Origin of the sequence: Xanthomonas bonasiae, from assembly GCF_017163705.1 — a bacterium.
Taxonomy (GTDB): domain Bacteria; phylum Pseudomonadota; class Gammaproteobacteria; order Xanthomonadales; family Xanthomonadaceae; genus Xanthomonas_A; species Xanthomonas_A bonasiae.
This window is the reverse complement of sequence record NZ_JAFIWB010000018.1, coordinates 36,064-50,325: the sequence shown is the minus strand read 5'-3', so window position 1 is coordinate 50,325 and position 14,262 is coordinate 36,064. Positions and strand designations below refer to the sequence as shown.

Annotated in this window: 11 protein-coding genes; 8 read left to right on the top strand and 3 right to left on the bottom strand. The window is 69.1% G+C overall.

Going from position 1 to position 14,262, the window contains the following annotated elements:
* The first annotated feature begins 81 nt into the window (after nt 1-81).
* The 5 genes from JR064_RS15060 to JR064_RS15040 all read left to right on the top strand — a co-directional run bounded on the left by JR064_RS15060 (nt 82) and on the right by JR064_RS15040 (nt 5,199).
* Nucleotides 82-1,989 carry a SpoIIE family protein phosphatase gene (locus JR064_RS15060; protein WP_206230291.1) on the top strand — a complete coding sequence of 636 codons (1,908 nt, stop codon included), beginning with the start codon at nt 82-84 and terminating at the stop codon, nt 1,987-1,989.
* Nucleotides 1,986-2,426 carry an ATP-binding protein gene (locus JR064_RS15055; RefSeq protein ID WP_206230255.1) on the top strand — a complete coding sequence of 147 codons (441 nt, stop codon included), beginning with the start codon at nt 1,986-1,988 and terminating at the stop codon, nt 2,424-2,426. The genes JR064_RS15060 and JR064_RS15055 overlap by 4 nt, the downstream gene beginning before the upstream one ends.
* Complete coding sequence (locus JR064_RS15050; protein WP_179569021.1) at nt 2,423-2,809, top strand: STAS domain-containing protein; 387 nt, start codon at nt 2,423-2,425, stop codon at nt 2,807-2,809. The genes JR064_RS15055 and JR064_RS15050 overlap by 4 nt, the downstream gene beginning before the upstream one ends.
* A 953-nt stretch (nt 2,810-3,762) precedes the next feature.
* Nucleotides 3,763-4,323: a PadR family transcriptional regulator gene (locus JR064_RS15045; protein ID WP_206230254.1), complete on the top strand. Its 561-nt coding sequence runs from the start codon at nt 3,763-3,765 to the stop codon at nt 4,321-4,323.
* Between the two features lie 84 nt (nt 4,324-4,407).
* Nucleotides 4,408-5,199 (top strand): siderophore-interacting protein, encoded by a 792-nt coding sequence (locus JR064_RS15040; RefSeq protein ID WP_206230253.1) that lies wholly within the window; start codon nt 4,408-4,410, stop codon nt 5,197-5,199.
* Between the two features lie 518 nt (nt 5,200-5,717).
* On the opposite strand, the gene JR064_RS15035 is transcribed toward JR064_RS15040, so the two are convergent.
* Together JR064_RS15035 and JR064_RS15030 are read right to left on the bottom strand one after the other, a co-directional pair.
* Complete coding sequence (locus tag JR064_RS15035) at nt 5,718-6,356, bottom strand: YceI family protein (protein ID WP_179569027.1); 639 nt, start codon at nt 6,354-6,356, stop codon at nt 5,718-5,720.
* Nucleotides 6,357-6,442: 86 nt separating this feature from the next.
* The gene (locus JR064_RS15030; protein WP_206230252.1) at nt 6,443-7,033 is read right to left on the bottom strand and encodes a malonic semialdehyde reductase; all 591 of its coding nucleotides are present in this window, start codon (nt 7,031-7,033) and stop codon (nt 6,443-6,445) included.
* A gap of 130 nt (nt 7,034-7,163) precedes the next feature.
* Here JR064_RS15030 and JR064_RS15025 point away from each other — a divergent pair, with 130 nt between their 5' ends.
* Nucleotides 7,164-8,135 carry a mitochondrial fission ELM1 family protein gene (locus tag JR064_RS15025; RefSeq protein ID WP_338123900.1) on the top strand — a complete coding sequence of 324 codons (972 nt, stop codon included), beginning with the start codon at nt 7,164-7,166 and terminating at the stop codon, nt 8,133-8,135.
* A 99-nt stretch (nt 8,136-8,234) separates the two neighbouring features.
* Here JR064_RS15025 and JR064_RS15020 read toward each other — a convergent pair whose 3' ends face one another.
* Nucleotides 8,235-10,121 (bottom strand): S53 family peptidase, encoded by a 1,887-nt coding sequence (locus JR064_RS15020; RefSeq protein WP_206230250.1) that lies wholly within the window; start codon nt 10,119-10,121, stop codon nt 8,235-8,237.
* Nucleotides 10,122-10,776: 655 nt separating this feature from the next.
* Between JR064_RS15020 and JR064_RS15015 the strand changes: the two genes are divergently transcribed.
* Nucleotides 10,777-13,074 carry a TonB-dependent receptor gene (locus JR064_RS15015; RefSeq protein WP_191826289.1) on the top strand — a complete coding sequence of 766 codons (2,298 nt, stop codon included), beginning with the start codon at nt 10,777-10,779 and terminating at the stop codon, nt 13,072-13,074.
* 77 nt (nt 13,075-13,151) lie between these two features.
* A complete protein-coding gene (locus JR064_RS15010) occupies nt 13,152-14,222 on the top strand; it encodes a glycerophosphodiester phosphodiesterase (RefSeq protein ID WP_206230290.1) in 1,071 nt (356 codons plus the stop codon).
* The last annotated feature ends 40 nt before the right edge of the window (nt 14,223-14,262 follow it).

Sequence of the window (14,262 nt, the reverse complement as noted above, 5' to 3'; positions counted from 1 at the left end):
CGGAGCGCCGCCATTACCGCCCTCTCGTCAGTGCAGGACGCTTCAGCGGTCGCCTGGCGGCACAGCCTGCGCACCCGGCTGATGCTGTGGGGCAGCCTGATCCAGGTGGCGCTGCTGCTGGGCCTGGCGGTGCTGTTCTACCTGGGCGCGCGCCAGGTGGTGGTGCGCAATGCGCGCGAGGAGGTGGCCGGGCTGGCGCAGCAGACCGCGCGCAGCCTGGATGCGACGCTGGGCTCGGTGCAGGTGAGCGGGCGCACGCTCGCCGCCGGCGCCTCGGCGGTCGGGCGCCAGCCGTTCAACCTGCGCAGCCTGCTGCACGCCACGCTGGAGGGCGACCCGGACATCGCCGGGGCGCTGCTGGTGATCGAGCCGGGCACGCTGAAGGGCGACGACCGCGGCTTCGCCTGGCACCTGCGGCGCGCCAACGGCCGCGTGACCGAACAGCCGGCCGATGCGCTGGGCTACGACTACCGGACCATGCCCTGGTACCGGCGCACGCTGACGGCGCAAGCGCCGTGGTGGTCCGAGCCGTACAGCGACGCCTCCACCGGCGGCGACTACCTCACCACCTACAACCTGCCGCTGCGCCTGCCCGGCGACGGCGTGCAGGCGCCTGCGATCGGCATGGTCAGCGTGGACGTGCCGCTGAAGCGGCTGCAGGCGATCGTCGGCGAGCTGCCGGCCAATGCCGGGCTGCAGCCGATGCTGCTGTCGCCGGACGGGCTGTTCGTGCTGCATCCGGACCCGGCGCTGCGTTTCCACCGCACCCTGGAGGCGCACGTGGCGCGCGCGCGGCCAGACCTGTCGCCGCTGGCCGCGGCGGTGGCCGCGCACGCACCGGTGCGCTTTTCCCACACCGCGCCCGACGGGGAGCGCTACCTGACCCAGAGCGCGGCGGTCGGCGATACCGGCTGGACCTTCGCGCTGACCGTGTCCGAGGGCTACATCGTGGCCGGGCTCAACCGCATCGCGCTGTGGGTGGGGCTGGGTGGCGGCACCGCGCTGCTGCTGTGGCTGTGGCTGCTGCACCGCTACACAGCGCGGCTGGCGCGGCCGATCGAGGATCTGACCAATTCGGCGGGGCATTTCAGCCAGGGCGAGTTCGACTATCCGCTGCGGCATGTGGAGCGGCAGGACGAGGTGGGGGTGATGGCGCGCGCGTTCGACAGCGCGCGCGGTTCGATCAAGCGCCAACTGGCGGAGATCGCCACGCTGGCGCAGGCGCGGCAGCGCATGCAGAGCGAGCTGTCGATCGCGCGCGACATCCAGCAGGCGATGCTGCCGGACGGGCGCACCTTCGACAGCGCGCACAAGCACCTGGAAACCTATGCGCTGCTGGAGCCGGCGACGATGGTCGGCGGCGATTTCTACCAGTTCTTCGAGACCGAGCCGGGGCTGCTGTGGTTCGTGGTCGGCGACGTGTCCGACAAGGGCGTGCCGGCGGCGCTGTTCATGGCGCGGGCGATGACCGTGCTGGAGGTGGCCGCGCGCCGCCACAACCGGCCGGACGCGATCCTGATCGCGGCTTCGCAACGCATGGTCGAGGGCAACGAGACCTGCATGTTCGCCACCGTGCTGTGCGGGCTGATCGACGTGCACAGTGGCGACTACTGGCTGTCCAGCGCCGGCCACGAGCCGCCGGTGCTGCTCGGCGCCGACGGCCACGCGCAGTTGCTGGCGGTGGAATCGGGGCCGCCGCTGGGGATCGAGCCGCAAACCCGCTACCCGGTGGTGCGCGGGCGCCTGGCCGCCGGCGCCACGCTGTTGAGCTATACCGACGGCATCACCGAAGCGATGGATGCGCGCCTGCAGGCCTATGGCGCCGAGCGGTTGCTGGCCGCGCTGCAGCCGGGCATCGACGCGCAGGCGCAGTGCGCGCGGGTGCTGGCCGACGTGCACGCGTTCACCGCGGCCGCACCGCAATCCGACGACATTACGTTGCTGGCGATCCGGTTGCGCCAGGATCCGACCCGGGAGGGAAGCCCATGAAACTACGGCTACAGATGGTGCCGGCGCTGGACACCCTGGCGCAGCTGAGCGACACGCTGGAGGCCGCGCTGCTGCGCCACGGCGTGGTCCTGGACCACGTGCACCGGGCGCGGCTGATCGTGGAGGAACTGGCCTGCAATACGCTCGAGCACGGCCACCTGGCCAGCGAACAGCCGCCGGTGGAGGTGATGTTGCAGGTCGACAGCGGCGCGCTGGTGCTGGAATTCCACGACAGCGGCCCGGCCTTCGATCTGCGCACCGCACCGCCACCGGACCTGGACGCGGACATCGCCGAACGCCCGATCGGCGGCCTCGGCCTGCACCTGGTGCGGCAGCTTGCCGACCACATCGACTACCGCCACGACGCCGGCCGCAACGTCGTGCGCATCACCTTGCTGCAACCCTTCGACCCCGCCCCCCAGGAGTTCCCCGCATGACCACGTTGAGCCTGCAGATCGACCCCACCCAGGACAGGCGCCAGCGCATCACCCTCAGCGGGCGCCTGGACACGCATACCTACCAGGCGCTGGACGAGGCATTGGCGCCGCTGCTGGCCACGCAGATCACCACGCTGGTGCTGGACCTGTCGCACCTGGACTACATCAGCAGCGCCGGCATCCGCTCGATCTTCAAGGCGCGCAAGGTGCTGGCCACCCGCGACGGCCGCGTGCTGGTGGTCAACCCGCAGCCGCAGATCCGCAAGGTGTTCGACGTGGTCAAGGCGGTGCCGTTGAACGAGATCTTCACCTCGGTGCAGGAACTGGACGACTACCTGGACGAGATGCAGCGGCGGGTGCTCGAGGAGGGCGAAGGCGGCTGAGCTGGGTTCGTCGCGGCTGAAGCCGCTCCTACAAAAAGCGCGCGACCTTCGAAAGTGCGCGACCGACCCGACCGGCGCACTGTAGGAGGGGCTTCAGCCCCGACAGGCAGGCACCGAAGCCGACTACCGACCGATCCCGCGTCGCGACTGAAGTCGCTCCTACAGGGAAGCGTACAGATCGCCAACGCGCCGCATTGTGGGAGGGACTTCAGTCCCGACAGCGTCCGGAGCCCGAGCGCCTGACGACGCCGTTGGTCGCGGCTGAAGCCGCTCCTACAAAAAAGCGTGCGACCTTCGAAAGTGCGCGACCAACCCGACCGGTGCACTGTAGGAGGAGCTTCAGCCCCGACAGGCAGGCCCCGAAGCCGACCACCGACCGATCCCGCGTCGCGACTGAAGTCGCTCCCACAGGGAAGCGTACAGGTCGGCGGCGCGCTGCATCGCGGGAGGGACTTCAGTCCCGACAGCGTCCGGAACCCGAGCGCCTGAAGACGCCGGTGGTCGCGGCTGAAGCCGCTCCTACAAAAAGCGCGCAACCGGCGAAAGTGCGCGACCAACCCGACCGGTGCACTGTAGGAGGGGCTTCAGCCCCGACAGGCAGGCACCGAAGCCGATCACCGACCGATCCCGCGTCGCGACTGAAGTCGCTCCCACAACGGTGCTGCACAGCGCACCGCGGACTGCCCGCAAGGCGGGCCTTGTCTTCCGGTACCACTTCCGGCCCCGTGCTTTTTGTGGGGGCGACTTCCTCTGTGGGAGCGACTTCAGTCGCGACGCGACCAACCAAGCCGCGCCCCGCACACCACACGCCGCGCAACACCAAGGCGCCAGCCACCTGCCCGGCCGCGCCGCTGAACGATCCCCAACCCCACCTGCACAGGCCCCGCCCTCACGGCCTTGCCCGTCACCCGGATTCGATATATCGTTTCGCGAAACTTAGACATATCGAAACGATGTCCCGCCCGACCGATCCCAGCCACCGCCACCCGCGCCGCCTGTTCGACGAGGACAGCCCCGGCCGCGGCCCACATGGCCGCGGCGGCGGCCGCGGCAGCCGCCCGCTCGGCCATGGCGACCTGCGCCTGCTGCTGCTGGCGATGATCGAAACCCAGCCGCGCCACGGCTACGAGCTGATCCGCGCGGTCGCCGATCTGTTCCATGGGCTGTACACGCCCAGCGCCGGCACCGTCTACCCGACCCTGGCGCAGCTGGAGGCGCAGGGCCTGGTGCAGGCCGATGCCGGTGCCGCGCGCAAGCGCTACGCGATCACCGCCGATGGCCTGGCCTTCGTGCAGGCGCAGCGCGCGCAGCTGGACGCGGCGGTGGAACGCACCCACCACAGCGCCCGCGCGCTGGTCCGCGCGAATGTGCCGGCGCCGGTGCGCGAGGCGATGCGCCGGATCAAGCATGGCCTGCTGGCCCGGCACGGCCGCTGGACCGAGGCGGAGATCGAACGCGTCGCGCAGCTGCTCGCCCAGGCCGCCGACGGCATGGAACGCGATGGCGATGGTTGAGCGCTGCCCGCACGTCGTTGCCACCCCTCCTTCTTCTGCGCAGGCGCAACGCGCCGCTCCCCCTTTCCCCAAGGACCTTTTCGCATGAACACCCATGAAAACCGCCTGCTGCGCCATCCGCTGCGGATCCGCCACCTGCGGGTGCTGCGTACCCAACCGCTGACCCCGCACATGCGCCGCATCGTGGTCGGCGGCCCGGCGCTGGACGGCTTCGTCAGCGCCGGACCCGACGATCACGTCAAGCTGTTCTTCCCCAACGCCGACGGCGCATTCGTGCTGCCGACGATGACCGACAGCGGCCCGGTCTACCCGGCCGATGCCGCGCCCTCGCCGGCGCGCGACTACACCCCGCGCCACTACGACGCCGCGACGCAGGAACTGACCCTGGATTTCGTGCTGCACGGCGATGGCCCGGCCTGCCGCTGGGCGGCGCGGGCCAACCCGGGCGACCCGCTGGTGGTCGGCGGCCCGCGCGGCTCGTTCGTGGCCGCCGACGACTACGCCGCCTACGTGCTGATCGGCGACGAGACCGCGCTGCCGGCGATCGGCCGCTGGCTGGAGGAGTTGCCGGCCGGCGCGCAGGTGGAGGCGCTGATCGAGATCCCCGGCTTCGCCGACCGGCAGGCGTTGCCGTCGCGCGCGCAGGTGCGCATCACCTGGCTGGAACGCAATGGCGTGCCCGTGCTGAGCAGCCAGTTGCTGGAAGATGCGCTGCGCGATTTCGAAGTGCCGGACGGCGACGCGTTCTACTGGATCGCCTGCGAATCGGCACGCGCGCGGATGATGCGCAAGTTCGTCGAAGGCCGGCTCAACGTGCCGAAGGAGTGGATCCGGGCGACGGGGTATTGGAAGTCCGGGCGCGAGGACGAGGCGTAGGCCTGTGCGCTTGCGCGCTCGATCGATGTGGATGCGGGTGGTTTTCGTGCGTCGGGATTGAAGTCCCTTCCACAGAAAACATGATTGCTGGCCTGCCACTGTAGGAGCGGCTTCGGCCGCGACGCTTCTTTGGTTCGATCGATCCGAACGGTTTCCTTCTCCTGTCGCGGCTGAAGCCGCTCCTACATAAGGGCTGGGCGGTGCGGAGGCTGTGGTGTCATGCGTCGGGACTGAAGTCCCTCCTACAAAAAGCATGACTGCTTCCCACAAAAGGCATGGTTCCTACCCACTAAGGCATGCCCCCCCACAAAAAGGCATGACCCCTTGTGGGAGGGACTTCAGTCCCGACTGCAGCCAACCGACAACGCCCACGGCTGCGCATCGCCGCAGAACCCCGCCAGCGGCCGCCGGCATTTCCATCCACGCCAGCGCAAACGAAAACGCCCACCAAGCGGTGGGCGTTTTCATCGAAAGCGGCAGCCTGGTTCAGGCCGCCGCCATCAGCGCAACACGCAGGCTTACTTCGCGTCCTGCAGCGCCTCGGTGGTGATGCGGATCTTGACCTCGTCGCTGACGTTCGGCACGTACGCGCCCAGGCCGAAGTCGCTGCGCTTGATCGTGGTGCTGGCATCGAAGCCCAGCGCCGGCACCTTCTTCATCGGGTGCGGACCGGCACCGTTGAGCGTCACCGCCAGCACTACCGGCTTGGTGATGCCCTTGATGGTCAGATCGCCCGTCACGCTCAGCTTGTTGGTGCCGGCGGCGGCGACCTTGGTGCTCTTGAAGGTGGCGGTCGGGAACTTGGCGGCGTCGAAGAAGTCGCCGCTCTTCAGGTGCTCGTCGAACTTGGCGGTGAAGCTGTTGAGGCCCGACAGCGGCAGGGTCACCTGGACGCTGGACTTGCCCACGTTCTCGGCGTTGTAGACCAGGGTGCCGTCGACGTCGCCGAAGTGCGCGCTGGGGTTGGAGAAGCCGAAGTGGCTCCACTGCACCAGCACGTCGGTGTGCGACGGGTCGAGCTTGTAGGTGCCGGTGGTGCCCTTGATCGCGGTGGCGGCCGCGGCGGCCGGCGCGGCGAAGGCGGTGCTGACGGGCTGGGCGACGACGACGGCCAGCGCCAGGGCGAGCGGAAGCAGCAGGGTGCGGGTCTTGTTCATGGGCGGAGCTCCTGGAGAAATCGGTGGTTGGGAAACTGCGGCAAGCGCAGGCACAGCGGTGTGAGGGTGCAGCGGAACGAGCCGGCTTACTCGATGCGTGCGGCCTCGTCGAAACTCAGCCGCGGCAGGCGCGGGAACAGACCGGCGGGATCGCCGTAGCCCAGGTTGACCAGGAAGTTGGACTTGATCGCGGTGCCGGCGAAGAAGGCCGCATCGACCTTGGCGTTGTCGAAGCCGGACATCGGGCCGGCATCCAGGCCCAGCGAACGCGCGGCCAGGATCAGGTAGGCGCCCTGCAGCGTGCCGTTGCGGAACGCCGACTCGCGGCGGCCTTCGCGCGGGCCGTCGAACCAGCTCTTGGCGTCGGCGTGCGGGAACAGGTACGGCAGCTTCTCGTGGAAATCCTCGTCGTGGGCGACGATCGCCGTCACCGGCGCGGCCAGGGTCTTGGCCAGGTTGCCTTCGGACAGCGCCGGCTTGAGCTTCTCCTTGCCCGCGGCCGAGGTCACGAACACGAACCGCGCCGGGCTGCCGTTGGCCGCGGTCGGGCCCCACTTCAGCAGCTCGTACAGGGCGCGCAGGGTGTCTTCGCCGACGGGCGTATCGCGGAAGGCATTCTGGGTGCGGGCGGTACGGAACAGTTGATCCAGGGCGGCATCGTGCAGAACGTCGGACATGCGGAAGTACCTTTTGTCGTCGGGGGAAGGCCGATGCCCCGGTGGTGGGCGGTTTCGGCGCAAGGCGGCCAGTGTAGAGTGGCACGATAGCCGCAACACCCAGCCGCAATGCAACGGATTACTACCAAACGTGAAACGATCGGGCGCGCCCTGGGCGATTAGCGACGGCCGCGCCGGCAACGCACGCCAGGCGGAAGCGCTCGCCGCGGCGCTGGCTGGACCCGCAATGCTGCCCGCCCCGGCGTTGGTGCTGCAACCGCACATGCCCTGGCGCTGGCTGGCGCCGCGGCGGCTGCCCGGCGCCGCGCAGGCCTATGGTCCCGCCTTCGCCGCGTTGCTGCAGCAACCGCCGGCGCTGGCGATCGGCTGCGGCCGCCAGGCGGCGCTGGCGACGCGGCTGCTGCGCGCGCGCGGCAGCGCCGTGGTGCAGGTGCTGGATCCGCGCCTGTCGCCACGGCACTGGGACGTGGTGGTGGTGCCCGAACACGATCGCCTGCGCGGCGACAACGTGCTCACCCTGCTCGGCAGCCTGCATCCGATCGACGATGCCTGGCTGGCCGCCGCGCGCGCGGCGTTCCCGCACTTCGGCGCGCTGCCGTCGCCGCGCATCGCGGTGCTGGTCGGCGGCCCCGCCACGCTGGCGCCGTGGACGGCGGAGGCGGCGGCGTCGGTGTTCGGACACTTGGCGACGCAGCTGCGCGACAGCGGCGGCAGCGTGCTCGCCAGCACCTCGCGCCGCACGCCGCCGGCGGTAGCCGCCGCGCTGCGCAACGCGTTCACCGGTGTGCCGGGCGTGGTCTGGTGCGGCGAAGACGCTGGCGCGAATCCCTACGCCGGCCTGCTCGGCTGGGCCGAGCGCATCGTGTGCACGCCCGATTCGGTGAACCTGCTGTCGGAAGCCTGCGCCACCCGGGTGCCGGTGGCGGTGGCGATGCCGACGTCGGCGCGCGGTCGCGCACGCGACTTCCATGCCGCGCTGCGCGCGCGTGGCCGCCTCGCCGATGCACCGGACGGGCATGGCGCCGTTGCGGGCACGATCGAACCACTGCGCGAAACCGCACGCATCGCCACGCGCATCCGCGAGCGCCTGCAGCTCGATTGAAACGATCCCGTCGGCGCGCAATGCCGGCGCTGACGCAACCGGGCCGCAGGCGCGCCAGCATTGGCGCACCTGCGGCCCCGTCGTTGCGTTGCCGTCCGGTCAGGGATTGCTGGGCGAACGCGGCGCGCCGGCCGGAGCGGCATCCAGCGCACCGATCAGGGCACGCACGATCGGTGTCCCCAGGCCGGCCGTGTAGTTGTACTTGCCCTTGAGCGGTACGTCGTTGTCGACGACGCCATTGTTGCCCGGGATATCGCGATGGAACGCCTGCGGGTAGTTGGCCGCCAGCCGGTACAGGTAATCGTTGAGATTGCCCTGGCGCCCCTGCTTCTCCACCAGCAGCGCGGCCACGCCTGCGAACTCGGGCGCGGCGACGCTGGTGCCGATCGTCGAATAGAACTCGCCCTTGTACACCGACAGCACCGAACTGGCGTACAGCCCCCTGCCTTCCCGGCACGGCTGTTTCGCGGTGTCGGGGCAACCGCCGACCAGCATGCCGATATCCGGCAGCGCGCGCATCGACGTGCGGGTGCCGCCCAGCGCGCGCAGCTGATAGGCCGGGCGCTGGAACAGGGTGCTCACCCCGCCGCCGGCGCCCCAGTAGCCACCGGCCAGCAGCGCGCCCACGCCGTAGTAGTCCTGGGTCAGCAGCGGATCGGCAAAGGCGCTCTCGGAGCGGTAGCTGGAATCCGCCGATCCCTGCTTGTAGTTGGTGGACAGATTGCCGCCGCCGACCGCGGTCACATACGCGTCGGCCGCGGGATGCTCGACGCCGGCGACGAAGTTGCCGTTCTTGCCCTCGACCGCATAGTGCGTATCGGCACACGCGACGCCGGCGTTGTCGCCGCTGGAGGCGATGAAGGTGATGCCTTGCGCGTTGCCCTGCTTGAAGATCGCATCCAGCGTGCGGAAACTCGCCGTGACGTCCTTCCCGTCGTTGTACGCCTTGGTGTAGTACAGCTCACAGGCGCCGAACGAGGAGCTGACCACGTCCGCCTCGTTGTCCTGCACGATCTGCCGGTAACCCGCGGCGAGCGATGCGTCGGTCAGGTCGGGAATCACGTACAGCAGCACATGCGCGCCGGGCGCGCCGGCCAACGCCATCTGCACGTCCAGCGCCGCTTCGCCTCCGGCCCCGCCCTCCTCGTTGATCCCCGGCTTGGCGCCGGCCACGTAACGGCGTGCGTACAGTTTCGGATTGACGTGACCGGCGCCATAGCGGCTGAATTTCTCTTCGTTGAACAGCGCATCCACGTCCGAATCCAGCACGTCGCTGGAGATCAGGACCGCGATCGTGGTGCCGGTGCCGTCGAGGCGGCGCTGCTGGCCCGGCGGGCCGATCATGCTCTGGTAGGACGGGTAGCCGTAGGCCTGCTTGAGATCGTTGTACGCGTAGACGCCGAGGCGGCCATTGCGATTGGCCGGATCGACCTGCCGCAGCCGCTGCGAATGGACGTGGTGCAGCGGCAGGCCGCCGGTCAGGCCGGTGACCACGGCGCCGCTGTCGCGCAGCGCGGCCGGCAGCTGCAGGGTGCCGGCGGCGGCAAGCCTGGCATGCCCGCCTTCGGGCAGATCCACCGCCAGCGGTGCGGAGAACAGGCGCTCGACGTTGTCGGCGCTGGCGCTCACGTGCAGGCTCGGGCCCTGCTGGGTGACCGTCATGTGCGCGGCCTGCAGGGCCGCGCGCACGCGGTCGACCTGCGCAGGCAACGGTGCGAAGCGGCGCTCGAACTCGGCGCGCGACAGCCAATGGTGGTACTGCGGCGACACCGGATCCTGGATGTCCGCCAGCAAGGCGTCCAGGCCGGCCTGGTCGCGCAACGGCAGGTGCACGTCGAAGCTGACGGGCGCGCTGCGCAAGGTGGCGGACATCGCGGCGAGCTTGGCGTCCGTGGCGTCCTGCGCGGCATGGGCACTGCCGAACACGAGCGCGCACCCGGACAACGCGGCGGCCAGCAGCGGCTGGCGGCGAATACGATCGATCATGCATCTCTCTCCGTGGATGGAACGATAAGGCGTCGCCCGCAAACAGGTGCAGGCGGCGTCGCGTGGGAACGAAACACCCGCATACGCGCAGCGGCCGCTGCGCGCCAACAGCCACTCGCGATCGACTACGGCATCTGGACGGCCACCACGGCCGCACGCAGGTGCGGTGACGGCTCCCCAGCGAATGCGCGCCGCATTCGCGTGTGCAACGGGCCTGCTGGCGGCGATGCCGTCCAGCCACCCGATACCTGTTTCGGAACTGTCACGCGCGAAGACCAAACGATGAGGTGGCCGCAATCATTGATGAAGCCACGCGTCGAAACTTTGACGGCGCACCGCATTTGCGATCCTGGAAAGAAATGCATCGGCAATGTTTCATCGGCAGCATCGAAGCGCCTGTATGCCTTCGAAAAAAATGTGCGGGCGATGCGTGTTTTTCGTCGGAAAACGGAGGCGCACGCACGGCGGCTCGCGAACGATCGCACTTGCTGTTTTGCGTCCGTTTAGTTTCATGGAAGCGACGCCGGACCACAGCAGACGACCCGGCAAATGTGTCGCCTGTGTCGGCATTGCATGACAACCGCAACACGCATGACGCGGTTCTGAAATCTCGCTGTCGCATCTTCGCCGGACCTCCTTAGCGAATCCCCCACGCATGCCTACCCATCACTTGCTGAGCGCCGCAATCCTCGCCACGTTGCTGTCGCCGCTGGCGGCGCACGCGGCAGACGCGCCGGCCGACAGCGCGGCGACCGACGCCCGCCAACTCGATACGGTCTCGGTGATCGGCCAGGGCGAGACCCGCCAGGTGCAGCGCATCGCCCGCCAGGACGTGGCGGTGCTGCCGCCGGGCACCAGCATCCAGAAGCTGCTCAACCGCATTCCCGGCGTCAACGTGCAATCCAACGATGCGTTCGGCGCCAACGAGGAATCGCAGACAGTGAGCCTGCGCGGCTTCAACGGCACGCGCCTGGGCTATACGCTCGACGGCCTGCCGCTGGGCGACAACGCCTACGGCAACTACAACGGCTTGAACATCAGCCGCGCGCTGATCGCCGAGAACTTCGGCGGCGTGGAGCTGGCCTCGGGCATCGGCAGCCTGGGCACCGCGTCCACCAGCAACCTCGGCGGCACCGTGCAGTACTTCTCGGACGATCCGTCCACCGAAACCGGCGTGCGCCTGTCGCAGACGGTCGGCTCGGACCAGAACCGCCGCACCTACCTGCGCCTGGACACCGGCGAGCACAACGGCTTCTCCGCGTACCTGTCCGGCGTCTACGCCAGCGCCGACATGTGGGCCGACCCGAAATCGCCGACCAGCACCGCCCAGTTCAACGGCAAGGGCGTGTACCAGTTCGAAAGCGGCAAGATCACCGCCTTCGTCGATACCTCGCGCACCTCGCAGGCCGACTACGCCTACCTGTCCAAGAGCGGCCTGCACCGCGGCCTGGGCTGGGACTGGAACCTGTACGCGCCGGACTGGCAGCGCGCGCTGGCCGCGGCCTACTGCGCGCCGGCCACCCGCGACGCCAGCCGCTGCGCCTACAGCGGCGGCGTGGACAACATCGACGACGCGTACTACCAGAGCCGCGCGCTGCGCAACGACGACCTGTATTACCTGGCCGGCGACTTCCAGCCGTCCGACACGGTGAGCGTGCACACCCAGGTCTACCACCACGAGAACGAAGGCCAGGGCCATTGGTGGTCGCCGGGCCAGGCGTCGAATCCGGGCACGCCGCAGGCGCTGCCGATCTCGATCCGCAGCACCAACTACACCATCAACCGCACCGGCGGCATCGCCTCGCTGGGCTGGGACCTGGGCCCGCACCACCTGGAAGCCGGCGTGTGGTACGAGCGCAACAAGCACCACGTGGAGCGCAACTTCTACTGGATCGACGGCCCGATCGACGACGACCTGTTCCTCAGCGGCCCGGACCGCCGGCTGTTCTCGCAGGACTACACGATCACCACCAAGCAGGCCTATGTGCAGGGCACCTTCAAGCTGCTCGACGAGCGCCTGACCCTGGACGTGGGCGCGAAGAGCCCGCACACCACGATGACCGCGCGCGAGACGCCGGGGATCGCGGTGGAATCGCCTGTGGCCAACGGCACCCTCAAGGCCAGCGAAGCGCTGCTGCCGCAGGTGGGCGTGAGCTATCGCCTGGCCGAAGGCCAGGAAGTGTTCGCTTCCTATGCCGAGAACATCGCCGCGTTCCAGGGCGGCGGCGCCGGCGGCCCGCTGCTGGTGACCCAGGCCTCGTTCGACGCCAGCGTCGGCGCGCTGGAACCGGAGAAGTCCAAGACCTTCGAGGCCGGCTACCGCCTGGTGCGCGACCAGTTCGAAGCCTCGCTGGTCGGCTACGACGTGACCTTCGACAACCGCCTGCTCTCGCTCAACCCCTGCCCGAGCATCCAGCAGGGCACCACGCCGGCGTGCACCACGCGCTTCTTCAACGTCGGCTCGGTCAGCAGCCGCGGCGGCGAGCTGACCTTCATCTGGAAGCCGACCGCGCACCTGCAGTGGTACAACTCGGCCTCGATCAACCGTTCCACCTACGACGACAACTACGTGCAGAACGGCGTGACCATCCCCACCGCCGGCAAGTACACGGTGGATACGCCCAAGCGCATGGTCACCAGCGAGATCAGCTGGAACTACAACGGCTGGAACGCGAACCTGCGCGGCAAGTACACCGGCCAGCGCTACTACACCTACACCAACGACCAGGGTTTCGGCGGCTACACCGCATTCGACGCCGGCACCGGCTACGACTTCGGCGCGGTGTCGTTCCTGCAGGACCTGAAGCTGTCGCTCAACGTGACCAACCTCACCGACAAGCGCTATGCCTCCAACCTCACCGCCTTCAGCAACAGCGATCCGAACGGGCGGTCGCTGGCGTTCCATGCCAGCGCGCCGCGGCAGGTGTTCCTGACCCTGGACGCGCGCTTCTGAACGCGCGCATCCTGCCCCCACCTGGCCGCCGAGCGCATGCGATGATGAAACCCATGGTCTGGATGCTGGGATGTTCGATGGCGCTGTCGTCGCTGACCGCCGCGGCCGAAACGGTCGCGGCTGCGGGTACGCACAAGCCGCTGGTGATCGGTCACCGCGGCGCCAGCGCGCTGCGCCCCGAGCACACGCTGGCGTCGTATGCGAAGGCCATCGCCGACGGCGCCGACTTCATCGAGCCGGACCTGGTCTCGACCAAGGATGGCGCACTGGTGGCGCGCCACGAGAACGAGATCGGCGCCACCACCGACGTCGCCGCGCATCCGGAGTTCGCCGCGCGCAAGACGGTCAAGCAGATCGACGGCCAGCGCGTGGAGGGCTGGTTCACCGAAGACTTCACCCTGGCCGAGCTGAAGACGCTGCGCGCGCGCGAGCGCCTGCCGCAACTGCGCGGCACCGCCTTCGACGGGCAGTTCCAGTTGCTCACCTTCGACGAGATCATCGATTTCGCCGCGGCCGAATCGGCCGCGCGTGGGCGCCCGATCGGGCTGATCCCGGAGATCAAGCACGGCACCTATTTCCAGTCGCTGGGCCTGGCGATGGAGGACAAGGTGCTGGCCACGCTGGACGCGCATGCCTACACGCGCAGCGCGCCGGTGATTGTGCAGTCGTTCGAGATCGGCAACCTGCAGTCCCTGCACCGCAAGCTCGGCAAGGACCATCCGAACGTGCGCCTGGTGCAGTTGCTGGGCGATCCGAAGGAACGCCCGGGCGACCAGCTGCGCGATGGCCCGACCTATGCGCAGATGGGCAGCGCGCAGGGCCTGCGCGAAATTGCCAGGTATGCGCAACTGGTCAGTCCCAACCTGCGCACCATCATCCCGGTCGATGCCGACGGCGCGTTGGCCGCGCCTACCGCCTTCGTCGCCGATGCGCATGCGGCTGGGCTGCAGGTGGTGCCGTACACGTTCCGTCCGGAGAACTATTTCCTGCCCAAGCACCTGCAGGATGCGCGCGGTCCGGCCGCGGTGAATGCCGCCGGCAGCATCGCCGAGATGCGCGCGTTCATTGCCGTGGGCGTGGATGCCTTCTTCACCGACGACCCGGCGCTGGGCCGCGCAGCGGTGGATGGGACGGCGGTGTCGCGCTAGCGCCGAGGGCACTTCCTCGGCGGCTGGCCCCTTGTAGGAG

Coding starts and splice junctions, on each gene's coding strand:
- JR064_RS15010 (WP_206230290.1), top strand. CDS start 13,152: ATGGCGCTGTCGTCGCTGACCGCCGCGGCCGAAACGGTCGCGGCTGCG.
- JR064_RS15060 (WP_206230291.1), top strand. CDS start 82: ATGCTGTGGGGCAGCCTGATCCAGGTGGCGCTGCTGCTGGGCCTGGCG.
- JR064_RS15015 (WP_191826289.1), top strand. CDS start 10,777: ATGCCTACCCATCACTTGCTGAGCGCCGCAATCCTCGCCACGTTGCTG.
- JR064_RS15050 (WP_179569021.1), top strand. CDS start 2,423: ATGACCACGTTGAGCCTGCAGATCGACCCCACCCAGGACAGGCGCCAG.
- JR064_RS15030 (WP_206230252.1), bottom strand. CDS start 7,033: ATGTCCGACGTTCTGCACGATGCCGCCCTGGATCAACTGTTCCGTACC.
- JR064_RS15040 (WP_206230253.1), top strand. CDS start 4,408: ATGAACACCCATGAAAACCGCCTGCTGCGCCATCCGCTGCGGATCCGC.
- JR064_RS15055 (WP_206230255.1), top strand. CDS start 1,986: ATGAAACTACGGCTACAGATGGTGCCGGCGCTGGACACCCTGGCGCAG.
- JR064_RS15035 (WP_179569027.1), bottom strand. CDS start 6,356: ATGAACAAGACCCGCACCCTGCTGCTTCCGCTCGCCCTGGCGCTGGCC.
- JR064_RS15045 (WP_206230254.1), top strand. CDS start 3,763: ATGTCCCGCCCGACCGATCCCAGCCACCGCCACCCGCGCCGCCTGTTC.
- JR064_RS15020 (WP_206230250.1), bottom strand. CDS start 10,121: ATGATCGATCGTATTCGCCGCCAGCCGCTGCTGGCCGCCGCGTTGTCC.